15 protein-coding genes are annotated in these 21,821 nt (G+C 73.5%); 11 read left to right on the forward strand and 4 right to left on the reverse strand.

Translation table 11 applies throughout. From position 1 onward, the window contains the following. Positions 1-4 precede the first annotated feature (4 nt). From AB0J55_RS05780 to AB0J55_RS05795, 4 genes are read left to right on the forward strand one after another with little or no spacing between them, the layout of a single operon-like run. Positions 5-1,387 carry an FAD-binding oxidoreductase gene (locus AB0J55_RS05780; protein ID WP_364243302.1) on the forward strand — a complete coding sequence of 461 codons (1,383 nt, stop codon included), beginning with the start codon at positions 5-7 and terminating at the stop codon, positions 1,385-1,387. Between the two features lie 23 nt (positions 1,388-1,410). Further along, positions 1,411-2,460 carry an amino acid--tRNA ligase-related protein gene (locus AB0J55_RS05785; RefSeq protein WP_364243305.1) on the forward strand — a complete coding sequence of 350 codons (1,050 nt, stop codon included), beginning with the start codon at positions 1,411-1,413 and terminating at the stop codon, positions 2,458-2,460. 42 nt (positions 2,461-2,502) lie between these two features. Next, positions 2,503-3,810, forward strand: a complete 1,308-nt coding sequence (locus tag AB0J55_RS05790) for an MFS transporter (RefSeq protein WP_364243308.1) — start codon at positions 2,503-2,505, stop codon at positions 3,808-3,810. Continuing rightward, positions 3,807-4,676, forward strand: a complete 870-nt coding sequence (locus AB0J55_RS05795) for a GNAT family N-acetyltransferase (protein ID WP_364243311.1) — start codon at positions 3,807-3,809, stop codon at positions 4,674-4,676. The genes AB0J55_RS05790 and AB0J55_RS05795 overlap by 4 nt, the downstream gene beginning before the upstream one ends. 44 nt (positions 4,677-4,720) lie before the next feature. On the opposite strand, the gene AB0J55_RS05800 is transcribed toward AB0J55_RS05795, so the two are convergent. Together AB0J55_RS05800 and AB0J55_RS05805 are read right to left on the reverse strand one after the other, a co-directional pair. Then, the gene (locus tag AB0J55_RS05800) at positions 4,721-5,902 is read right to left on the reverse strand and encodes a cytochrome P450 (RefSeq protein ID WP_364243313.1); all 1,182 of its coding nucleotides are present in this window, start codon (positions 5,900-5,902) and stop codon (positions 4,721-4,723) included. Further along, a complete protein-coding gene (locus AB0J55_RS05805) occupies positions 5,899-8,916 on the reverse strand; it encodes an amino acid adenylation domain-containing protein (RefSeq protein ID WP_364243316.1) in 3,018 nt (1,005 codons plus the stop codon). Before AB0J55_RS05805 ends, AB0J55_RS05800 begins: the two co-directional genes overlap by 4 nt. A gap of 114 nt (positions 8,917-9,030) precedes the next feature. Between AB0J55_RS05805 and AB0J55_RS05810 the strand changes: the two genes are divergently transcribed. The 5 genes from AB0J55_RS05810 to AB0J55_RS05830 are packed head-to-tail and all read left to right on the forward strand — an operon-like array spanning position 9,031 to position 17,113. Then, the gene (locus tag AB0J55_RS05810; protein WP_364243319.1) at positions 9,031-11,919 is read left to right on the forward strand and encodes a beta-ketoacyl synthase N-terminal-like domain-containing protein; all 2,889 of its coding nucleotides are present in this window, start codon (positions 9,031-9,033) and stop codon (positions 11,917-11,919) included. A gap of 38 nt (positions 11,920-11,957) precedes the next feature. Continuing rightward, positions 11,958-13,847: a non-ribosomal peptide synthetase gene (locus AB0J55_RS05815; protein ID WP_364243322.1), complete on the forward strand. Its 1,890-nt coding sequence runs from the start codon at positions 11,958-11,960 to the stop codon at positions 13,845-13,847. After that, positions 13,844-14,575 (forward strand): alpha/beta fold hydrolase, encoded by a 732-nt coding sequence (locus tag AB0J55_RS05820; protein WP_364243325.1) that lies wholly within the window; start codon positions 13,844-13,846, stop codon positions 14,573-14,575. The genes AB0J55_RS05815 and AB0J55_RS05820 overlap by 4 nt, the downstream gene beginning before the upstream one ends. Before the next feature lie 25 nt (positions 14,576-14,600). Continuing rightward, positions 14,601-15,863 (forward strand): ATP-grasp domain-containing protein, encoded by a 1,263-nt coding sequence (locus AB0J55_RS05825; RefSeq protein ID WP_364243328.1) that lies wholly within the window; start codon positions 14,601-14,603, stop codon positions 15,861-15,863. Next, entirely contained in the window at positions 15,860-17,113 is a 1,254-nt protein-coding gene (locus tag AB0J55_RS05830; protein WP_364243330.1) for an ATP-grasp domain-containing protein, read from the forward strand. The genes AB0J55_RS05825 and AB0J55_RS05830 overlap by 4 nt, the downstream gene beginning before the upstream one ends. On the opposite strand, the gene AB0J55_RS05835 is transcribed toward AB0J55_RS05830, so the two are convergent. Next, on the reverse strand, positions 17,080-18,315 hold the full coding sequence (locus AB0J55_RS05835; RefSeq protein ID WP_364243333.1) for an MFS transporter: 1,236 nt from the start codon (positions 18,313-18,315) through the stop codon (positions 17,080-17,082). The genes AB0J55_RS05830 and AB0J55_RS05835 overlap by 34 nt on opposite strands. A gap of 179 nt (positions 18,316-18,494) precedes the next feature. Here AB0J55_RS05835 and AB0J55_RS05840 point away from each other — a divergent pair, with 179 nt between their 5' ends. After that, on the forward strand, positions 18,495-19,385 hold the full coding sequence (locus AB0J55_RS05840) for a TauD/TfdA family dioxygenase (RefSeq protein ID WP_364243336.1): 891 nt from the start codon (positions 18,495-18,497) through the stop codon (positions 19,383-19,385). Between the two features lie 37 nt (positions 19,386-19,422). On the opposite strand, the gene AB0J55_RS05845 is transcribed toward AB0J55_RS05840, so the two are convergent. Further along, positions 19,423-20,694 carry an amino acid deaminase gene (locus tag AB0J55_RS05845; RefSeq protein WP_364243434.1) on the reverse strand — a complete coding sequence of 424 codons (1,272 nt, stop codon included), beginning with the start codon at positions 20,692-20,694 and terminating at the stop codon, positions 19,423-19,425. Positions 20,695-20,812: 118 nt separating this feature from the next. Here AB0J55_RS05845 and AB0J55_RS05850 point away from each other — a divergent pair, with 118 nt between their 5' ends. Next, positions 20,813-21,733 carry a TauD/TfdA family dioxygenase gene (locus AB0J55_RS05850; RefSeq protein ID WP_364243339.1) on the forward strand — a complete coding sequence of 307 codons (921 nt, stop codon included), beginning with the start codon at positions 20,813-20,815 and terminating at the stop codon, positions 21,731-21,733. Positions 21,734-21,821: the final 88 nt, after the last annotated feature.

The raw sequence follows: 21,821 nt of genomic DNA on the forward strand, positions 1-21,821 counted from the left end.
GGCGGTGGCGGGACGAACCCCCGGCGTGGCCGGCCTGCGCGCGGACTGCGACGGCCCGGTCCTGACCTCCGAAGATCCCTCCTACGACGAAGTGCGCCGCGTCTGGAACGCGATGCACCTGCGCGAACCCGCGGTGATCGTCCGGTGCACCCGCACCGCGGACGTGCGCGCGGCCCTGCGCTTCGCGGGGGCCGCCGGCCTGCCGGTGACCGTCCGCGGCGGCGGCCACAACGTCGCCGGCACCGCGGTCGCGGACGACGCCGTGCTGATCGACCTTTCGCTGATGCGGCAGGTCGTCGTCGAGCCCGGAGACCGCGTGGCGCACGCGCAGGGCGGAGCGCTGCTGCGGGACGTCGACGCCGCCACCACACCCCACGGCCTGGCGTGCCCCGCCGGGGTCGTCTCGCACACCGGGCTCGCCGGGCTGGCGCTCGGCGGCGGCTACGGCTGGCTCGCGCGCAAGTGGGGGCTCACCTGCGACCACGTCCTCGCGGCCGAAGTGGTCCTGGCCGACGGCAGCGTGGTCGAGACCGCGCAGCACCCGGACCTGCTGTGGGCGTTGCGCGGCGGGGGCGGCAACTTCGGCGTCGTCACCCGGTTCACCCTGCGGCTGCGGCCGGTGGGGCCCGTCCACCACAGGGTCGGCCTCTACCCGCTGGACGACGCCGTCGCGGCGCTCGGCCGGTACGCGGGGTTCGCCGAAGCGCAGGGGCCGGACCAGCACGCCGTCGGATGCCTGAAGATCGCGGGTGACGACGACTGGATCCCGGCCGGACTGCGGCGTACGCCCGTCCTCGCGCTCACGGCGGCGTGGCTCGGCGACCCGGGCGACGGCCCGGCCGCGAACGCGGCGCTGTTCGAACCCGTGCGCCCGGCCGCGTCCCGGGAGCGCGTGCTCTCCTACGCGCAGCTGCAGGCCCTCGGCGACCACAGCGAGCCGCACGGCCACCGGTACTACACGAAGTCCTGCTACCTCGGGCAGCTCCCGGCCGCCGGGCTGGCCGCCGCCTGCGCGGACATCCGGTCGCCGTTGTCCGCCATCGACTTCGAATACCTGCGCGGTGCCATCCTCGACGTCCCCGACGCCGAGTCCGCGTTCCCCGGCCGGGACGCGCCGTACATCTGCACGGTGTCGGCGCACTGGCTGGATCCGGCCCAGGACGCGGAAAACACCGCCTGGGCCCGGGAATCGATCGCCCGCGTCGCGGAACCCGGCCGCGGCGGCGCCTACGTCAACTACCTCCAGGACGAGCCCGACGGCAAAGTGCTCGACGTCTACGGCGACGTCCGCTACGCGAAACTGGCGGAGGTCAAGGCGCGCTACGACCCGGGCAACGTCTTCCGGGCGAACCAGAACATCCGCCCGCGCAGCCAGCAGCCGGTATGAACCACACGACAGGAGTACCTGCCTTGTCTCTGTCGATCACGGACACCGCACTGACGCCTCCGGGCACCTACGGCAACACCTACGGCGCGTTCCTCGAAGCCGTGCGCTCACCGTGGTACCGGCTCGTCACCGACCTGCACGACACGATCCTCACCGCCACGGTGGAGTACGCGGGGTCCCGCGGGCTCAAGGCGTTGTACCTGCCCCTGACCACCCGGACGATCACCTGCCCGTCCGGGCTGGGCAGCGACACGAACCCGGTCCCGGTGACGGTCAACGGCGTCGACACCTACCTGCCGGACTCCATGCAGTTCCTGCTCGAGTACGGCTGCCAGCTGACCGCGCGCGGCGGGTACACGATCATGCCGTCGTTCCGCCGGGAGGTCCCGGACCCGACGCACCTGGGCCAGTTCACCCACAGCGAAGCCGAAATCCCCGGCGGCCTGGAGGACCTCATCGACTACGTCGAGGGGTACGTCAAGGCGCTGGCGGCGGCGATCCTCGACCGGCACGGCGGCCGGCTGGCGGCCGGCCGCGGCGACGTTTCGCACCTCGAGCGGATGGTGGCCCACGACCGGTTCGCGCGCGTCACGTTCGACGAAGCGGTCCGCGTGCTGGGCAACGACCCGCGGTACGTCGTCACCGGCGACGCCGGGCGGAACCTCACCCGGGCCGGCGAACTGGAACTGATGCGGCAGGTCGGCGAATTCACCTGGGTGACCCACTTCGACCACCTCGTGGTGCCGTTCTACCAGGCTTTCGAAGACGACCGGCACCGCAGCGCGCGCAACGCCGACCTGCTGTTCGGCATCGGCGAGGTCGTCGGTTCCGGGGAACGGCACGCGACCGGCGAACAGGTGCGCAAGGCGCTGGCCATGCACGACGTCCCGGAAAACGAGTATTCCTGGTACGTGCAGATGAAGTACGAAAAGCCGTTGCGCACGGCCGGGTTCGGCATGGGTGTCGAGCGCTTCCTGCTGTGGGTGCTGAAACACGGCGACATCCGGGACATCCCGCTCGTTTCCCGGGTCGACGAGCCGGCGAAGTGGCCGGCCAGCATCGACCGTCCCTGAATCCGCGGCGAACCGGGAATTCCCCGGCTAAGGTGTCTGTTCATGCATGAAACGGCCGACCGGGCGGGGGAACCGGGCGACGGCGGCGCGCCGCGCCGGAGCCTGTTCGCGCAACGGGATTTCCGGTTTTTCTGGGCGGGCGAGACCAGCAGTGTCTTCGCGAGCAACGCGACCGGGCTGGCGCTGCCGCTGGTCGCGGTGACGGTGCTGGATTCGAGCCCGCTGATGCTCGGCTTCCTCGCCGCCGCCGTGTGGCTGCCGTGGCTGCTCATCGGGCTGCCCGCCGGCGCCTGGGTCGACCGGCTGCCGAAGCGGCCGGTGATGATCACGTGCGGCCTGCTGTCGGCCGCGCTGCTGATCAGCGTTCCCCTGGCGTGGTACGCGGACGCGCTGACGATCGGCCAGCTGCTCGTGGTGGCGCTGGTGACCGGCGGCGCCACGGTCTTCTTCGTCACCGCCTACCACGCCTACTTCCCGCTGCTGGTCGGGGAACGCGACCTGATGGAGGGCAACGCGAAGCTGCAGGGCAGCGAGTCGGCGATGCTGATGGTCGGGCCGAGCGCGGGCGGGCTCATCGCCCAGGCGTTCGGCGCGGCCACCGGCGTGCTGGTCAACGCGGGCGCGTACCTGCTGTCGGCGCTGTGCATGACACGGATCCGCACGCCGGTGCCCGAGGACACCCGCAGCCGGCCGCGCACCGGGCTCCGCACGGAAATGCGGGAGGGACTTCACTTCGTCCTCAAGGACGAGTACTTCAAGCCGATCGTGCTGTACGGCGCCATGGCGAACCTCGCCCTGGACGGGTACCAGTCGATCTACGTCGCGTTCCTCATCCGGACGGTGGGGGTCAGCCCCGGCGTCGTCGGCCTGCTGGTGGCCGCGGGCGGGGTCGGCGGCATCCTCGGCGCGTTCGTCGTCCGGCCGCTGGTGCGGCGGTTCGGGAGCGCGCGCGGATTCCTGATCGGCCGGTTCGTCGCCACGCCGTTCGGCTTGCTGATGCCCTTGGCAAGCCCCGATCTGGGTGTTCTTTTCTTCTTCGTCGGCCTGCTCGCCGTGGACGGCAGCCTGGTGGCGGGAAACATCTCCCTGGACAGTTTCCGGCAGGCGTACTGCCCGCCGCACCTGCTCGGCCGGGTGGTGGCGACGACGACTTTCATCAAATACAGCACGATCCCGGTCGGCGCGATTCTGGGTGGTTTCCTCGGTGACCGGATCGGCCTCCGCCCGACCATGTGGATCATGACCGGCGCGCTGGTATGCTGCTCGCTGATCCTGTTGTGGGGCCCGATCCGCACGGTGCGGGATTTCCCCGACCGGCCGGCCGACCGGAATGAGGAGCTGCGCGCGTGAATCAGCCAGCGGTGCGATTGCTGCGGGTCGAAGATCTGCCGAAAGCCGAACGCACTTCCGATGCCGTCTTCCTCGAAGCGGACGCGCGTGACCGCCGGGTCAGCGAACCCGAACCGGAACCGCGGTCGGAAGAGGGCACGAAGAAGTGGATCGACCGGATGCGCTACTTCCTCGAGGTCGATCCGGAAGGCTGCTGGGTCGCGGAAGACGGCGGCGAAATCGTCGGGTTCGCGATTTCCCAGAACCGGGGCCGCGTGTGGTACCTCGCGACCTACGGCGTGCTGCCGGGCCACCAGGGGCAGGGCATCGGCAAGCGGCTGATCGACGCCACGCTGGCGCACGCCGGCGACCGCGCCGGCCTGTTCTCCTCGACCGTGCACCCGGGGGCGACCCGCCGCTACCGGCTGGCCGGCTTCTCGCTGTACCCGCAGATGCGCATGGTCGGCACGGTCGACCGCGCCACCCTCCCGGCGGTCACCGGCCTGCACGAGGGCGGCGAAGGCGACTTCGGCTGGATGGACGAGCTGGACGAGCAGCGCCGTGGCGCCGGCCACGGCCCGGACCACAAGTACCTGCTGGACAACAACCGCCTGGTCGTCTCGCGGAACCGCGGGTACGTGTACATCGACGGCAGCGGACGCCCGGCCCTCCTCGCGGCGGCCGACCGCGAGACGGCGGAAAAGCTGCTGTGGGAAAGCCTGGCGTCGTCCTCGGGGGAGACCCTGGTCAACTGCATCACGACGGCCAACGAGTGGGCGGTCGACGTCGGCCTGGCCGCGCGGCTGGACATCGGCCAGGAGGGCTACCTCGCGCTGCGGGGCCTGCCGGAACCGGCGCCTTACCTGGCCAGCGGCCAGTTCCTCTGACGGCGGCCGGGCCCGGGAGCCCCGTGGGGCGCCCGGGCCGGCGGCTATTTCCCGGTGAGCCGGACCGGCAGGGTCTCCGGGCCGCCCACGTTGATCGAGGCCACCGGCTGCACCGGGCCCGCCGGCTCGAACTCCGCCACGCGGGCGAGGAATTCGCCGAACAGGATCCGCATCTCCGCGCGGGCCAGGACGGCGCCGAGGCAGAAGTGCTCGCCGCCGCCGAAAGCCAGGTGGCGGTTGGGTTTGCGCGCGATGTCGAACCGGTCCGGTTCGGGGAAGACCGTCTCGTCGCGGTTGGCCGACGGCACCCACAGCACCACCCGGTCGCCGGCTTCGATGCGCTGGCCGCCGACCTCGACCGGCGCCGTCGCGGTGCGCATGCTGTGGGTCGCGCTGGACGTCCACCGCAGGATCTCTTCGACCGCGGTGGGCAGCAGCCCCGGGTCGGCGACCAGCCGCTGCCACTGCCCGGGGTACCGGAGCAGCGCGAGGATGCCGCCGGCCAGGGCGAGCCGGCCGTTTTCCGTGGCGCCGACCAGGTTCTCGCAGTTGAGCAGGATCTCTTCTTCGGTGAGCAGCCGGTCGTCGATCGTGCCGCCGATGAGCATGCTCACCAGGTCGTCGCCCGGGTCCGCCATCCGCCGGTCCATCAGCGCGATGAAGTACCGCATCAGCTCCTGGTGCGCGGCCAGGGAAATGTGCGCCGCGAACGCCTCGTTGGTCCACCGGAAGAGCGTTTCGTGGTCCTCTTCGGGCACGCCCATGATGTGCCCGATGACGTAGATCGACAGCCGGCCCGCGATGTCGTGCACCACGTCGCATTCGCCGTGTTCGAGCGCCCGGTCGAGGACGGCCCCGGCCGCCTGCCGCATCGCGTCCTCCAGCCCGCGGACCGAACGTGCGGTGAACCAGTCGGCGACGATCGCCCGCAGCTGCTTGTGCCGCGGGGGATCGGTGAGGGCCAGCGTCATCCCGCCACCGGGGTCCTGGCCCAGCTCGGCCGGCCGCAGCAGCACCCCGCTGCGGGAACTGAAGGTCTGCGGGTCGCGGTAGGCGGCGCGGACGTCGTCGTAGCGGGTCAGCGACCAGAACCCCGGCAGGCGGCCGGGTTCGTGCCAGTGCACCGGGGCGTGTTCGCGCATCCACTGCCAGATCGCGGGGGCTTCGCCCGCGGCGTGGGTCCGCGGGTCGGCGAGGGCGTCGGGGTGGGCCGTGAGCGTCGTCATTGCGCCTGTCCTGAACGGAGGGTGTGCGTGCGGTCGGCGAAGCGCTTGGCGATTTCCTGCGCCGTGACCTCCGGAACCACTTCGGGCCGGAAGTGGACGGTCACCAGCAGGCCGCCGCCGGGGGCGGGCCAGAGCTCGGTGTGCAGTTCCAGCGGCAGGTCGAGGTAAGGCTGGCGCACGAACGTCGTCTTCAGCCCGGGGAGCCGGAGCTCCGGGGCCGGGTTGTCCTGCAGTGCGAACACCGTCTGGAACAGCGGGTGCCGGTCGCCCGGCCGGGTGCCGGCGATCCGCAGCAGGTCCGGGAACGGGACGTCCTGGGCGGCGAAGGCCCGCTCCGCGAGCCGCCCGACCGCTTGGACCCCGTCCGGCGTGGTGCCGCGCAACCGCAGGCCGAGCATCGTGATGTGACACCCGATGGCGCGTTCCAGGACCGGCGCGTCGCGCTGGACCACCGGCACGCCCACGACGAAGTCGTCCTGCCCGGTCACTTCGGCCAGGCTGGTGGCGTAGCAGGTCAGCAGCACGGCGAACCGGCTGACCCCGGACGCGGCGGCCAGCGCGTCCACCCCGGCCACGACCGTGGCGGACAGGGGGATTTCCACGACGCAGCCGGCCGCGGGTTCGGTGGCGCCGGCCGGCCACTGCAGGTCGGGCGCGCCGGAGAATTCCTCGCGCAGGTACGCGTGGTGCGCCGTGGCGCCGTCGAGGCGGGCCGCGTAGGCGCGGTACGCGGCCGCCAAGGTCACCGGTTCCGGTGCGGCGGCTCGAGTTCCGCTCCGCGCGGCTTCGTAGGCGGCCGCCAGGTCGCGGGCGAGCACCGATTCCGACCGGCCGTCGAAGGCGATGTGGTGGACCACGCACCCGAACACGGCGGCGGCACCACCGTCCACTTCGGCCAGCGCGGTCCGCCAGACGTCACCGTCCGTCGGGTCGAGGGGTTCGGAGAGCAGGGCACGCAGCGCGTCGACGGCCGCCTCGACGCCGGGCTGGCGGGGCAGGAGTTCCAGTGGCGGCGGCTCGATGTCGACGACCTGCGCGGCCGGCCGGGGGTCGGGCAGGTAGGCGGCCCGCAGCGGCTCGTGCCGCCGGTGGACCTCGGCGATGGCCGCTTCCAGGGCCGCGTGGTCGAGTTCGCCTTCGAGCACCCAGGTGAGCAGGCAGTGCGACGTCCGGTCGTCGGGGTCGCGCAGCTGCCGGGTCAGGAACACCAGCTGCATCGGTGTCAGCGGTGTCCCGGCGTCCGCGTCGGCCGGAAGGGCCGGTACGGGCGGCTCGTCCGAGCCGAGCCAGCCGGCGAGCGCGAGCGCGGTCGGGTGCTGGTAGAGCCGGGACACCGGCACCGCGCGGCCGAGCCGGCCGGTCAGCCGGGCGCACACCCGGCCGGCGTCCAGCGAGCCGCCACCCAGGTCGGTGAAGGGCACCTCGGCGGGCACGGCCGGGCGGCCGAGGACCGCGCCGAAGGTTTCCGCCACCAGGCGGACGAGCGGGTCGTCGTGCTCGGCGGCGATTTCCACCTCGGCCGGCTTCCCGGCCATGGCGAGCAACGCCCGCTCGTCGAGTTTGCCCTGGGGCGTCACCGGGAAGGCGTCGACGGCGAGCACCGCCGCCGGCCGGTGGTGGGGGAGCAGGGCGGCTCGCAGCGTCGCCATCGCCCCGTCCGGCACGGCGGGCACGCAGAACGCCAGCAGCTCCCGGACGCTGCCACCGTCGTCACGGCGGGCCAGGACGCGGCAGGTGCGCACGGACGGCAGCAGCCGCTCGATCTGGCGTTCCACCTCGGCCGGTTCGACGCGGTGCCCGCGGATCTTGACCTGCCGGTCGGCGCGGCCCCGGAAGTGCAGCACGCCGTCCTCGTCCTGCACGCCCAGGTCGCCGGTCCGGTAGAGCCGCAGCGGCCGGCCCGCGATCGGGACGGTGGTGAACTTCGCTTCGGTGAGTTCCGGCCGGCCCAGGTACCGCAGGGCCAGCCCGTCGCCGGCGAGGCAGATTTCGCCGGTCTCGCCGGCCGCGCAGGGACGGACGCCGTCGAGCACGTGGACCCCGGTGCCCGGGACCGGCTTGCCGAGCGGGATCCCGCCGGGCCGGTCGCAGTCGGCCGGCGTGATGCGGTGGGTGGTGGCGAAGACCGTGCTTTCGACCGGTCCGTAGCCGTTGAGCAGCGTGATCCCGGGATGCCGCCGCAGGAACCGGGTGACGTGCCCCGGCGAGAGCCGCTCCCCGCCGATCATGACCTGGTCCAGCCCGCGGAACGCTTCGGGGGACTCGTCGACGATCATGTTGAACAGGCTGCTGGTGAGCCAGACCGTGTCGACGCCGTGGCGGCTGATCCCGTCGCGCAGCGAAGCCGCCGACAGGAACGGCTCGTCGACGATGACGCTCGTCCCGCCGTTGAGCAGCACCGACCACAGCTCGAGCGAGAACGCGTCCCAGGGCACCGGCGCGGCCAGCGGCATCACGGTGTCCGCCGAGAAGCGGGCGAAGGTGCCCGGCCGGAACAGCCGGGCCGTCGCCTGGTGCGGGACCAGCACGCCTTTCGGTGTCCCTGTGGTGCCCGAGGTGAAGAAGACGCAGCAGGGCGCGGATCCCTCGACGGCAGCCGGCCGGAAGCCGGTTTCACCGGCTGCCGGTCTCGCCGGGGGTGTCCACACCGGCAGTTCCGGCAGCTCGACCGCACCGGGCCGGGTCACCAGCAGCGGCGGGTCCAGCTGCCGGAACGCCTCGCGCAGGCGGTCCACCGGCCACGCCGGGTCGAGCAGGGCGTAGGCCGCGCCGGTCTTGAGCACCGCCAGCAGCGCGGTCACCAGCTCAACGCTGCGGGGGAGGGTGATCGGGACCAGGTCGCCCGCGCCGGTGCCGAGGCTCGCGGCCCAGGCGTCGGCCGTGCCGTCGAGTTCGCCGTAACTGACGCGGCGGTGGCCGGAGATCAGGGCGACGGCCTCCGGCCGGTCCCGTGCCGTGCGCGCCACCGCTTCGTGCAGGCCGGTCTCGGTCGTCCACTGTGGATCTGGCTGCACGCTCGGCCCCTTCACCAGGTCGGATCCCCGCCAGAGGTTGCCAACAATTGTCAACAGCTTGCCAGTCATTGCCTAATGAGGCAACCTGGGGAAAGTTCCGACTCTGGGGGTGAGATGGCCCGCGATCGTTCCTTCGACATCGCCGTCACCGGCATGTCCGGCCGGTTTCCCGGCTCGGCGAGCATCACCGAGCTCTGGTCGGCGGTGACCTCGGGACAGGTGCTGACGACGACACTGGACAAGGCCGCGCTGGCCCGCGCCGGGGTCCCGGCCGCCGAGCTCGGCGACCCGGGGTATGTGCCCGTCCGCGGTCACCTCGCCGACGCGGACCGATTCGACCACACGGTGTTCCGGTTCAGCGCCCGTGACGCCGAGCTGATGGACCCGCAGCACCGGCTGATGCTCGAGGCCGCGTGGGCGGCGCTGGAAGACGCCGGCCGGGCCCCGCTCGGCGACGGCCCGGTCACCGGCGTGTACGCCTCGGACAGCGGCAGCGGGTACCTGCGCGCCATGCTCTCGCGCGGCCCGCTCGATCCGCAGGTCCTCGACCAGGCGATCCACGGCACCGAGCCGGACTTCATCGCCAGCCTCATCGCCTACAAACTCGACCTCACCGGACCCGCCATCGGCGTGCGGACCGCCTGCTCGTCCTCGCTGGTCGGGCTGCACCTGGCGATCCAGGCCCTGCTCAACGGCGACTGCGACCAGGCCGTGGTGGCCGCCGCGGGCATCGACTTCCCGCAGGCGGGGTACGTGCACGTCGCCGGCGGGATCCAGTCGGCGTCCGGTGCCTGCCGCCCGTTCGACGCCGGTGCCGACGGCGTGCTCGCCGGCTCCGGCGTGGCCTGCGTGGTCCTGCGCCGGCTGGCCGACGCCCTCGACGACGGCATCGAGCCGCACGGCGTCATCCTCGGCAGCGCGGTCAACAACGACGGCGCGGCGAAGGCCGGGTACTACGCCCCTTCGCCGTCCGGGCAGCAGGCCGCGATCGAGGCCGCGTTGAGCGCGGCCGACGTCGACGCCGCGTCCGTCGGGTACCTGGAAACCCACGGCACGGGCACGAAGGTCGGCGACCCCATCGAGTGGTCCGCCGCGTCGGCGGCCTACCGGGGCATGGGCGCCGGCGTGCACCAGATCGCCGTCGGGGCGCTGAAGGGCAACACCGGCCACCTCGACGCCGCCGCCGGCCTCGCCGCACTCATCAAGGCGCTGCTGGTGGTGCGCGAAGGGACCGTTCCCCCGGTCGGCGGGTTCACCCGCCTCAACCCGTTGCTGGAGACCGCGGACTCGCCGCTGTACGTCCCCGCAGGGCTCGAACCGTGGTCCGGGCCGACACCCCGGCGGGCCGGGGTCAGCTCGTTCGGCATCGGCGGCACCAACGTCCACGTGCTCGTCGAACAGCCTCCGGAGCGGCCGCCGGTCACGCGCCGGGAGGGGGAGGTCAGCCGGCTGGTCCTGGTGTCGGCAGCCGATTCCGACGCGCTCACCCGCGGGGTCGTGGCCCTGGGCGAGCACCTGGTGAAGGAGAACCCCGACCTCGCCGACGTCACGCACACGCTCGTGGCGGGCCGGGCGATGCTGGCCGAACGCGCCGCCGTGACCGGCCGGACCAGTGCCGAGGTCGCCGGCCGCATCACCGGCGGGGTGGGCCTCGTGCGCGGCCGCCGTCCCGCCGACGGGCCGCCGCCCGCCGTCTTCGTGTTCCCCGGCCAGGGTGCCCAGCGGCCGGGGATGGCCCGGCCGTTCGCCGAAGCCCTGCCCGGTTTCGCCGCGCCGCTGGAGGAATGCCTGGCCGCCTTCCCGCCCGAGGTGGCCGCGCGGGTGCGGGCCGCCCTGTTCGACCGGGACTTCCCCGCGGCCGAACTGGAAGCGACCGAACTGGCGCAGCCCGCGCTGTTCGCCGTCGAGTACGCCGCGGCCCGGGCGCTGACCGCGCTGGGCCTCACGCCCGGCGCCCTGCTCGGGCACAGCCTCGGCGAGATCACCGCCGCCTGCTACGCGGGGGTTTTCGACCTGCCGGCCGCCGCGGCGTTCGTCGCGGCCCGTGGCCGGGCGATGCAGGCCTGCCCGCCTGGCGCCATGGTGGCGGTGGGCTGTGACGAAGCCACCGCGGCGCAGCTGCTCGCGGAGTCCGGCTGCGCGCTGGAACTGGCGGCGGTCAACTCGGCCGACTCCTGTGTGCTCGCCGGCACCGCCGCGGCGGCCGGGCAGTTCCGGGCCTGGCTGGGTGACCGCGTGTTCAGCAAGGAGCTGCGGACCAGCCACGCGTTCCACTCCGCGCTCGTCGAGCCGGCGCTGCCGAGCCTGGCCGCGGCGCTGGACGGCGTCGTGCCGGGGAGCCCGGCGGTGTCGCTCGCCGCGAACGCCACGGGCGAGCTCCTGCTGCCCGGTACCGCGGTCGAGGCGGACCTGTTCGTGCGCCAGGCCCGGCAGCCGGTCCGGTTCGCCCCGGCCACCGAAGCGATCCGGACGCGTCTGCCCGGTGCGGTGTTCGTCGAAGTCGGCCCCGGCCAGGCGTTGTCGGCGATGCTCGACGCCGTCCCGTTGTCGCCGTCGCGCACCGCACGGCCGGCCGAAGAAGTGCTGACCGCGCTCGGCACGCTGTGGACCCAGGGCCTGCCCCTCGACACCGCGCAGCTGGGCGCCGACGGCAGCCTCGTCCACCTGCCGTCCTACGCCTTCGCCGGGCCGCGGTGGCTGGCCCCGGAGGTCGACGGCCCGCGGCCCGCGGCCGACGACGTCGCGGGCGACCAGGCGGCCCCCGAGCCGCCGGACCCGGCCGCGCTGCTGGCCGGGCTCTGGGCGGAACTGCTCGGCGAACCCGACCTCACCGACGAGTCGGACTTCTTCCGGCTGGGCGGCGATTCCCTGCTCATCACGCAGCTGGCCCGCAAGGTCAAGCAGGAACTCGGCGTCCAGGTCCCGTTGCGCGCCATGCTCACCGGCCGGACCTTGGGCCGGCAGGCGGAGATCGTGCGCGCCCTGCTGAACCCGCCGGCGTGACCGGCCCGAGCTTCGGCCAACCAGTGGAGGAGATTCCTGTGGCATCCCCGCACCAGACCGACGACCGGGTCCGGCAGCCCGGCAGCAGCGGCACCCCGGTGCCCGAACTGGTCGCCCGGTTCGCGCGCACGCACCCCGACCGGGCGGCGGTGCACAGTGGCGGCCACCGCGTCGGCTACCGGGCGCTGGACGCGTGGGCCGGCCGGATCGCGGCCCGGCTGGCCACGGCGGGCGCCGGCCGGGGCACCCGCGTCGCCGTCCTCGCCGAGCCGTCCACCGCCATGGTGGCCGCGGCGCTCGGGGTCCTCCGGGCCGGCGCGGCCTACGTCCCCCTCGACCAGGCCCAGCCGGACGGGCGGATCGCCGCCGTGCTGGCCGACGCCCGGGTGACCGCGGCCGTGGCGACCGGCGAGACGGCCGCCCGGCTGGCCGGAAGCGGGCTGCCGGTGATCCGCGCGGACGAGGCGGCCGAGGGCGCGGAAATCCCGCTGCCGCCGATCCAGGTCACCGCGGAGGACCCCGCGTACCTGATCTACACCTCGGGCAGCACCGGCGAGCCGAAGGGCGTCCTGGTCGAGCACGGCCAGCTGGCCGCGTCGACCGAGGCCCGCCACGCGGTGTACCCGGGCGCCCCGGTCTTCCTCCTCGTCTCGCCGCTGGCGTTCGACTCGTCGGTCGCCGGGCTCTGGGGCACGCTGACGGCCGGGGGCAGCGTGGTCGTCGCCCGCCCGGACGAGGTGCGCGATCCGGAACGGCTCCTGGAGCTGATCGAGCGGCACGGGGTCACGCGGATGCTGTGCGTGCCGTCCCTCTACCGCGTCCTGCTCGACGCGGCCGCCCGGCTCGGCGGATGCGGCGCCAGCACCCTCGACACCGTGATCGTGGCCGGCGAACCCCTGCCGCAGGCCCTGGTGGACCGCCACTTCGCGGCCCACGCCGGTACCGTCGCGCTCGTCAACGAGTACGGCCCCACCGAGGCCACGGTCTGGGCCAGCTACCGCCGGTTCGACGCGCCGGGGCCGGTGTCGATCGGCGGCCCGGTGCCCGGCGCGCGCCTGTACGTGCTCGACGACCGGCGGCAGCCGGTGCCCGACGGGACCCAGGGCGAGCTGTACATCGGCGGCCGCGGCGTGGCCCGCGGCTACTTCGGCCGGCCGGACGCCACCGCCGCGGTGTTCGTCGAAGACCCCTTCGCGGGCAGCGAAGGCGCCCGCATGTACCGCACCGGCGACATCGTGCGCCGCACCGCCGACGGCCTGCTCGAGTTCCTCGGCCGCCGCGACCACCAGGTGAAGATCCGCGGCCACCGCGTCGAACTCGGGGCCGTCGAAGCGGCTTTGCGGACCGTGCCCGGGATCGACGACGCGGTCGTCGTGGCCGCGGGCGACCCGCCCGCGCTGACCGCGTTCGTCCTCGCCTCCGCCGCGGTCGACCCGGGTGCCGTGCGGGCCGAGCTGGCGACGCGGCTGCCCGCCGCCGCTGTCCCGGGCCGGGTGCAGCCGCTGGAGCGCCTGCCGCAGACCGTCACCGGCAAGATCGACCGCCACGCGCTGCAGGCCATGGCCGAAACAGCGCCGGGCAATCCCGTCCCCGCCGCCACGGCCGGTGACACGGTCGGCGAGGTGGCGGCGGCCTGGGCCGAGGTCCTCGAACTGCCCGAGGTGCCAGCCGAGGTCAACTTCTTCGACCTCGGCGGCCATTCGCTCACCATGTTCCAGCTGCAGGAAGCCCTGGAACGCCGGACCGGCATCCGGCCGTCGGTGGTCCAGCTCTTCCGCCACACCACGGTGTCCGAACAGGCCGCGCTGATCCGGGACACCGGCGCCCAGGACGGCCGGTCGCGGACCGACGCCCGGCAGGCGGCCGCCCGGCGGGCGAACGCGGTCCGGGCCCGGCGCCAGCGCGTGGGCGGGGGTGCGGGGAAATGACCGGACGGACCGACGTCTGGCTGCAGTGCACCGTCGCCCACCCCGATCCGCGGCAGCGGCTCGTCTGCTTCCCGCACGCCGGCGGGTCGGCGTCGTTCTTCCGGGACTGGGGCCGGCACCTGACCGACATGGAGGTCCACGCCGTCCGCTACCCCGGCCGCGCCGAACGGCTCGGCGAGCCGCCACCGGACGACCTGGCCCGGCTCGGCCGCGAGATCGCCGAGGCGCTGCTGCCGCTGGCGGACCGGCCGATCGCGTTGTTCGGGCACAGCCTCGGCGCGGTGGTGGCGCTGGAGACGGCCCGGAGCCTCGAGGCGGCCGGGGTGCGGCCGGCCCACTTGTTCGCGTCCGGGGCCAGGCACGCGCCCTACCCGGGCCCGCCGCCCGAGGAACCCGATGACGACGACACCACCGCGAGCAGGCTGGCCGCGCTCGGCGGCACCGATCCGGAGCTGGCGGCGGATCCGCTGTTCCAGGAACTGGTGCTGCCCTACATCCGCAGTGACGGCCGCATGTTCCACGCCTACGGCCACCGCGCCGAGCCGCTGCTGAGCTGCCCGGTGACGTCGATCGTCGGGGACGCCGACGTCGACGCCGACCGGCGGCCGTGGGCGGACCTGACCGAGGGGACGTTCCAGGAGCGCAACGTCCGGGGGGACCACTTCTACCTCGTCGCCGAGCCGCCGTACCAGCTGGTGCGGGACTGCCTCGGCCTGGCGACGCGCTGACCCTCCGGCCCGAAACGAGGAACACATGGCTGCCCGAACCGCGGTGATCGTCGACGGTTACTCGACCGGCAACTTCCTGCCGCCGGCCTTCCACCGGCTCGGCACCGAGGTCGTCCACGTCCGCAGTACGGCGGACCTGATGCCCTCGATGGCGCCACCCGACCTGGACCACTACCGGGCCGGCTTCGCCTGCCCCGGCGCCGCGGCGATCCCCGGCGTGGTGGCGCAGCTGGCGGAGTACCACCCGGTGGCGGTCGTGGCCGGCGCCGAGTCCGGGGTGCCGCTCGCCGACGCGCTCGGCGAGCGGCTCGGGCTGGCCGGCAACGGCTCACGCCTGTCGGCGGCCCGGCGGGACAAGTACGTGATGATCGAAACCCTGCGGGCGGCGGGCCTCCGCTGCGCCCGGCAGCACGTCGCCACGTCTGCCGGGGAGATCGTCGCGTGGGCGGAAGAGACCGGCGGCTACCCGGTCGTCGTGAAGCCGCTCAGTTCGGCGTCCACCGAGGACGTCGCCATCTGCCGCACCGCCGCGGAGGCGGACCGGGCGGCGCGTGCGGTTCTGGCGAACACGACCATGTTCGGCGAGCGCAACACCTCGGTGCTCGCGCAGTCGTTCCTGGCCGGCACCGAGTACATCGTGGACACGGTCAGCCGCGACGGGCGGCGGTACGTCTGCGGCGTCTGGGAATACGTCAAGACCACGACGGCGGCCGGGAAGCCGATCTACGACCGGGACGTGCTGCTCGACCCGGACGCCGCCCCGGTGCCGGAGCTGGTCGGGTACGTCGACGGCGTGCTGGCCGCGCTCGGCATCCGGCACGGTCCCGCGCACGCCGAGGTCATCATGACGCCGGACGGGCCGGCGCTGGTCGAGATCGCCGCCCGGCTGAACGGGAACATGCACCCCGGCTTCCACGACCGCTGTCTCGGCGGCAACCAGGCCGACCTGACCGCGCTCGCCTTCGCGCGCCCGGACGAGTTCACCGGCGGCGGGTACTCCCGGCGCTGCCACGCCGTCGTGCACAACACGAGCACGACGGCCGACGGCGTCGTCGAGTCGGTGGACCAGGCGGTCGTCGACGAGATCGCCGCGCTGCCCACCGTGCACGCGGTGAACGTCAAACTCGCCCCCGGCGCGCGGATCCGCCCGACCGAGGACCTGCTGACCAGCCCGCTGCGGATCTTCCTGGCCGGTCCGGACCCGGCCTTGCTGGCCGCGGACCACAAGGCGATCGGCGACCTCAAGGACCGCGTCTACCGCCTTCGCGGCCAGGGGGAGGAAGCATGACGGGGTTCCTGTTCCTCGGCGGCGCGGGCCCGGTCGCCTCGAGCCTGGACATCGCCACCGCGGCCCTGACCCAGGCGCGGGCCCGGGGCATCCGGTCCCACCTGACGAACACCGAGGCCAACCTCGCGGCGACGGCCCGGGTCGCCGCGCTCGCCGACGCGGTGTCGGCCGTCGACCCGGAAGACGCGGCGGAAAGCGCGCGGTGGGTGCGGGAGCGGGGCGAGCGGTTCGACGTCGTCCTCGGCCTGCGGGACACCGTGGTGGTGGCGGCCGCCGAAGCCGCGGCGGCCGTCGGTGCCCCGGGCAACCCGCCGGACGCGGTGCGGCTCGTCCGGAACAAGGACGAGTGCCGGGCCGCGCTGGCGGCGGCCGGCTTCCGGCAGCCCGCCGTCCGGCTGTGCACCTCCGTCGCCGAGGCCGCCGCTTTCACGGCCGGCTCCGCGGGGCCCTGGGTGGTCAAGCCGCGGGACGCGATGGCCAGCATCGGGGTGCGGAAGGTGCGCAGCGCCGCCGAACTGCCCGGCGCCGTGCGCCAGCTGCCCGATCCGGGGCTGTTCCTCGTCGAGGAGTTCGTGCCGGGGCCCGAATTCAGCGTGGAGGGCGTGTTCCTCGGCGGGAAACCCGAGGTCCTCGCGATCACCGCGAAGGAAACGCTGCCCCCGCCGTGTTTCGTGGAGGTGGGCCACGTGCTGCCCGCCGAGCTGCCGGCGGTCACCCGGCGCGAGATCGAGCGCCAGGTGACCGCGGCGCTCACCGCGCTGGGCCTGCGGTTCGGGATCTTCCACGTCGAGCTGTGGCTCACCGGCGACGGGGTGGTGCTGGGCGAGGTCCACGGCCGTCCGGGCGGCGACTGGCTGCACCTGCTGCTGGCGCACGCCATTCCGGGGCTCGAGCTGTTCGGCCTGGTCTTCGACGACGTCCTCGGCCGCGGCACCGGGCCGGTACCGGCCCCGAGCCGCGCGGCGGCGGCGCGCTTCCTCGCCCCGCCACCCGGGCGCCTGATCGAGGTCCACGGCTGGGACGCCGTGACGGCCCACCCCGGCGTGCTGTACGCGGAGCTGACGGTGGCCCCGGGGGCGGTGACCGGCCCCGTCCGGCAGTCCACCGACCGCGCGGGTGTCGTCGTGGCCGGCGCGGACACCCCGGCCCGGGCGCGGGCTCTCGCGGCGGAGCTGGCGTCGTCGGTCGAGTTCGTCGTCGACCCGGCTCCGTCCGATCAGTCCACAGTGGACCGGCGCCCGGTCAAGTAGGGCACCGCGGCCAGGCTGGCGAGCACGGCGAGGCCGAGCCAGTACCACTGGGCGGCGCCGTGGTGGTAGCCGAGCAGGAAGAGCGCGCCGCCGCAGAGGGAGCCGAGGGCTTCCCCGGTCGTCCACGCGACCCCCTGCAGGTTCGACGCGGCCAGCGCGGAGGGGCCGGGGAGCCGGCTGAACGCCGTGCTCACCATCGGGGTGAAGAGCATTTCCGCGACCGCGAACACCGCCATCGCCGCCGTGGCCGCCACCACGACCGGCAGGCCCAGGCCGAGCAGCAGCATCGCCACGCCGAACACCAGGGTGGCCAGTGCGAGGATCTGCACCGGGCGCACCCCCGTGCGCAGGAACCGGTTGGCGACGACCGTGACCGGGGTCTGCAGCAGCGCGATGGCCACCGGCGGACCGGCGAGCAGCGCGCCGCGCAGCAGCGCCGAGTCGACCGCGAAGCCGACCAGCAGCGCGAACGCCGAGTAGAACTGCGCGTAGACGAACGCCCCGGCCACCGTGATCAGCGAGGTCCGGCGCGCCTCCCGGCCGCGCAGCGTCGCGAGCAGGTGCGAAGGGCCGCGGACCCGCTCGCGCAGGGCGTCCGAGGGCCGGAGCCCGCGCGGCAGGCCGGCCAGCAACGTCACCCCGGCCAGGACGTAGGCGAGGGCGATCACCGCGAGCAGCGGCCGCGCGTCGCCCGCCACGTAGAGCACGCCGGCGGCGAAGGGGCCGACCGCGGCCGCGGCGTTCGTGGCGATCTGCTGGATCGAGTAGATCGTGTTCCGCCCCGGTTCGCCGGCGATCACCTCGCGGACCAGCACCCGGACCAGCGTCGCGTGCACGCTGATGCCGAACGCGCCGAGGAACAGCAGCGTCATCGTGAGCGCGGCGTGGTGGGTGTAGGGCAGCAACCCGAACCCCACGGCGGAGAACACCATGCTGGCGGGCAGGCTCACGACGTAGGGGAACTTCGGCAGCCACCGGGTGGCCGGCAGGGCGGCGAGCCCGGCGCAGAGCATGAAGCCGAACAGGCCGATGCCGGTGCTGGCCCAGGCCGCGCCCCCGCTGCCCGCGGCCAGCATGATCGCCAGCACGGGCATGAGCGTGAACCGCCCGAAGCAGCACGCCAGGTAGTCCAGGGCCAGCGTTCTCCGCAACGCCGGTTCCCGGACCACAGCCGCCGGTTTCCGCTCGATCGCCTGGTTCATCAGCCCTCCGCCACGATGACAACACACCGGTGGAACCTTGGCAACGTTCGTCAACCAAACCGCTGCTCGGCCTACGATATATGCAGCTAGAGTGCATTGCCTGACTTGGCAACCTGTGCCAGCATGGAGGGTATCCCGTTCCGTGCCCGGACATCCGGAGACCAGGAAAGGCGTGTCCCATGACCGAAACGCTCTCGACCGCCACCGACGTCGAGGTCAGCAAGCTGACCGGCAGCATCGGCGCCGAGATCCGCGGGGTGGACGCCGGTGCGCCGCTCGGCGACGCCACCGTCGCCACCATCCGGAAGGCGCTGCTGGAGCACAAGGTGGTGTTCCTGCGCGCCCAGCGGCTGGACTACGACAGCCAGGTCGCGTTCGCCGAGCGGTTCGGCGAGCTCACCCTGGGCCACCCGATCTACGGCGGCCCGGAAGGCCGTCCGCACCTGCGGGCGATGGACTCGCGCGGCGAAGGCACGCGGGCCAACCACTGGCACACCGACCTGACCTACCTGGTGCAGCCGCCGTCGTTCGCGTTCCTGCACAACAAGATCTGCCCGCCGGTGGGCGGGGACACCCTGTGGGCCAACACCGCCGCGGCGTACGCGAACCTGCCGGAAGGCCTGCGCGCCCTGGCCGACGGGCTGCGCATCGTGCATTCCAACGACTGCGACTACACCGACGACACCTACAGCGACGGCGGCTACCGGACGAACTACCTCACCGAAATCTTCGAGGCCGAGCACCCGGCGGTCCGGGTGCACCCGGAAACCGGCGAGCGGTCGATCCTGATCGGCGGCTTCGCGCGCCGGGCCGTGGGGTTCAGCCCGCAGGCCGGCCGCGACCTGATCCGCGTGCTGCACGAGTACGCGACCAAGCCGGAGCACACGGTCCGGTGGCGGTGGCAGACCGGCGACCTGGCGATCTGGGACAACCAGACGACGATGCACTACGCGGTCCACGACTACGGCACCGCCCACCGCCTCGGCGAACGCGTGACGGTCACCGGGACCGTGCCCGTCGGGGTCGACGGCCGGCCGAGCGAACACCTCCGCGGCGACGTGTCCTACTGACCTGACGGGGGCGGCGACCGCCGCCCCCGTTCCCGGGTCAGAAGTACGTGCGGACGAAGTCGACCACGGTTTCCCCGCGCACCACCGGGATGAGGGCCCACTTGTCGAAGGCGGTGCAGGGGTAGGCCAGCCCGAGCCCCACCCAGTCGCCGGGCGCCACGCCGTGCCCCGGCGGCAGCGTGACGAAGGCGTGCTGGTCGTTCACCTGCTTGATCACGCAGTCCGGCAGCGGCCGGACGGTCCCGTCCGCCGTGCGGACCACCTGCGGCTCGGGTGGCCAGGCGTCGAACGACAAATCCCGTTTCCCCGCCGTCAGCAGGGCGAGCCCGGGCTCGGGCAGCGACGTCACCCGGGCCCACAACCGCATCGCGGGACGCAGTGAGCCGGCTTCGCCGCGGGAGAACGGCGACATCCAGCGGTAGAAACCGTCGTCGTGCGTGACGTAGCAGCCACTGCGCAGCACGGTGGTGACCGACAGCCCCGGCCACGGCCCGGCGAAGACGTCGGCCACCCGGTCGAAGAAGCAGCTCCCCCCGGCGGTGAGCAGGATTTCCTCGGTCTCGAAGAGTGCTTCGCCGGCCAGTGTGATCGTCAGTTCGCGCATGCGCTGCAGGAACTCGTCGATCACCGCGAGGCTGTGCGGCGACGGGTCGTTGACCAGCACGCCTTCGTAGCCGCCGACGCCGACCAGGCGCAGCAGGGGACTGGCGGCCACCGCACGGGCCACGGCGAGCGCGTCCTCGAGCGACCGCGCCCCGGCGCGGCCGGCGGTCCGGCCCAGCTCGACCAGTACGTCGACCGGCTGCGCGCCGATCTCGCGCAGCGACGCCTCCATGCGGTCGACCACCGCAACGGAATCCACGAAGCTGGCGAAGGAAAACCCCGGATCGGCGGCCCGTTCCCGGTCCACCCACCGCAGGGCCGCGGCGTCCACCAGCTGGTTGGCGAAGAGGACACGGGACACCCCGAACGCGCGGTAGACCCGCAGCTGGGCCGCGTTCGCCGCGGTCAGCCCCCAGGCGCCCGCGGTGAGCTGCCGGGCCCACAGCTGGGGCGCCATCGTGGTCTTGGCGTGCGGGGCGAGCTCGACGCCGCGCTGGGCGCACCATTTGGCCATCGTGGTGATGTTGTGGTCGAGGGCGGTCTCGTCGAGGGTGAGCACCGGCCCCAGGAACTCGTCGCCGAACAGGTTCAGCCGCCGGCCGGCGGCGCTCGCGATCGTCTCGCCCTCCAGTGCCACGGGGAGACCCTTGAACCTCCAGTCGATCCGTTCGTCCCGGATCGCCGCCACCTTCTCGGTGTCGATCATCAGCACGTCCTCGATCCCGTCGTCGATCGGCGGATTTTCCAAGATGTTGCCATCTTAGGCAATATCTGGCAACGTGGGTCGGGTCCACCGGAGCGGCAGATCGGAAAGGTGCACGAACATGACCGAACTCATGGCGCCCGCGAGTTCCGTCGGCGTGGATGTCCGGCAAGTCACCGGCAACATCGGCGCCGAGATCCACGGCGTGGACGCGGCGGCCGAACTGAGCGACGAGGTGGTCGCCGGGATCCGGTCGGCGCTCCTGACGCACAAGGTGATCTTCCTGCGCAACCAGCAGCTCGACTACGACCGGCTGGTGGCCTTCGGCCGCAGACTGGGCAACCTGACCCTCGGGCACCCGATCTACGGCGGCCCGGAAGGCCGGCCGCTGCTGCGCGAGATGGACTCCCGCGGCGAGGGCACGCGCGCCAATTACTGGCACGTCGACTTCTCCTACATGGAGAACCCGCCCGCGTTCGCCATCCTGCACAACGTGGTCTGCCCGCCGGTGGGCGGCGACACCCTGTTCGCGAACACGGCCGCGGCCTACCAGGCGCTGCCGGAAGGGCTGCGGGCGCTCGCCGACACGCTGCGGGTCATCCACTGCAACGACTCGGACTTCACCGACGCCACCTACTCCGGCACCGCGAAGTCCAACTTCGTCAACCACGTCTTCGCGTCGGAACACCCCGCGGTCCGGGTGCACCCGGAGACCGGCGAGCGCGCCCTGCTGCTGGGCGGGTTCGCCCGCCGCGTCGCCGGCTACAGCCCGCAGGCCGGGCGGGACCTGCTGCGGACGCTGATGGAGTACGCGACCAAGCCCGAGTACACCGTCCGGTGGCGGTGGCAGGTCGGCGACCTGCTGATCTGGGACAACCAGGCGACGATGCACTACGCGGTCCGCGACTACGGCGACCAGCACCGCCGCGGCGAGCGGGTGACCGTCGCCGGCACCACGACCGTCGGCGTCGACGGGCAGCCCGGCCTCGCGGTCCAGGGCGACACCGCGGAGTTCACGAAGGGCGCCGGCGCGAGCATGTGAGGCCCGGGCCGCGGGGGGCCGCCCCCCCCCCCCCGCCCCGCCACCGACCCCACCCCGCGCGCCCCCTCCGCCCCCCACCACCCGCGCG

The sequence above is a fragment of the Amycolatopsis sp. NPDC049688 genome, assembly GCF_040674975.1.
Lineage (GTDB): Bacteria > Actinomycetota > Actinomycetes > Mycobacteriales > Pseudonocardiaceae > Amycolatopsis.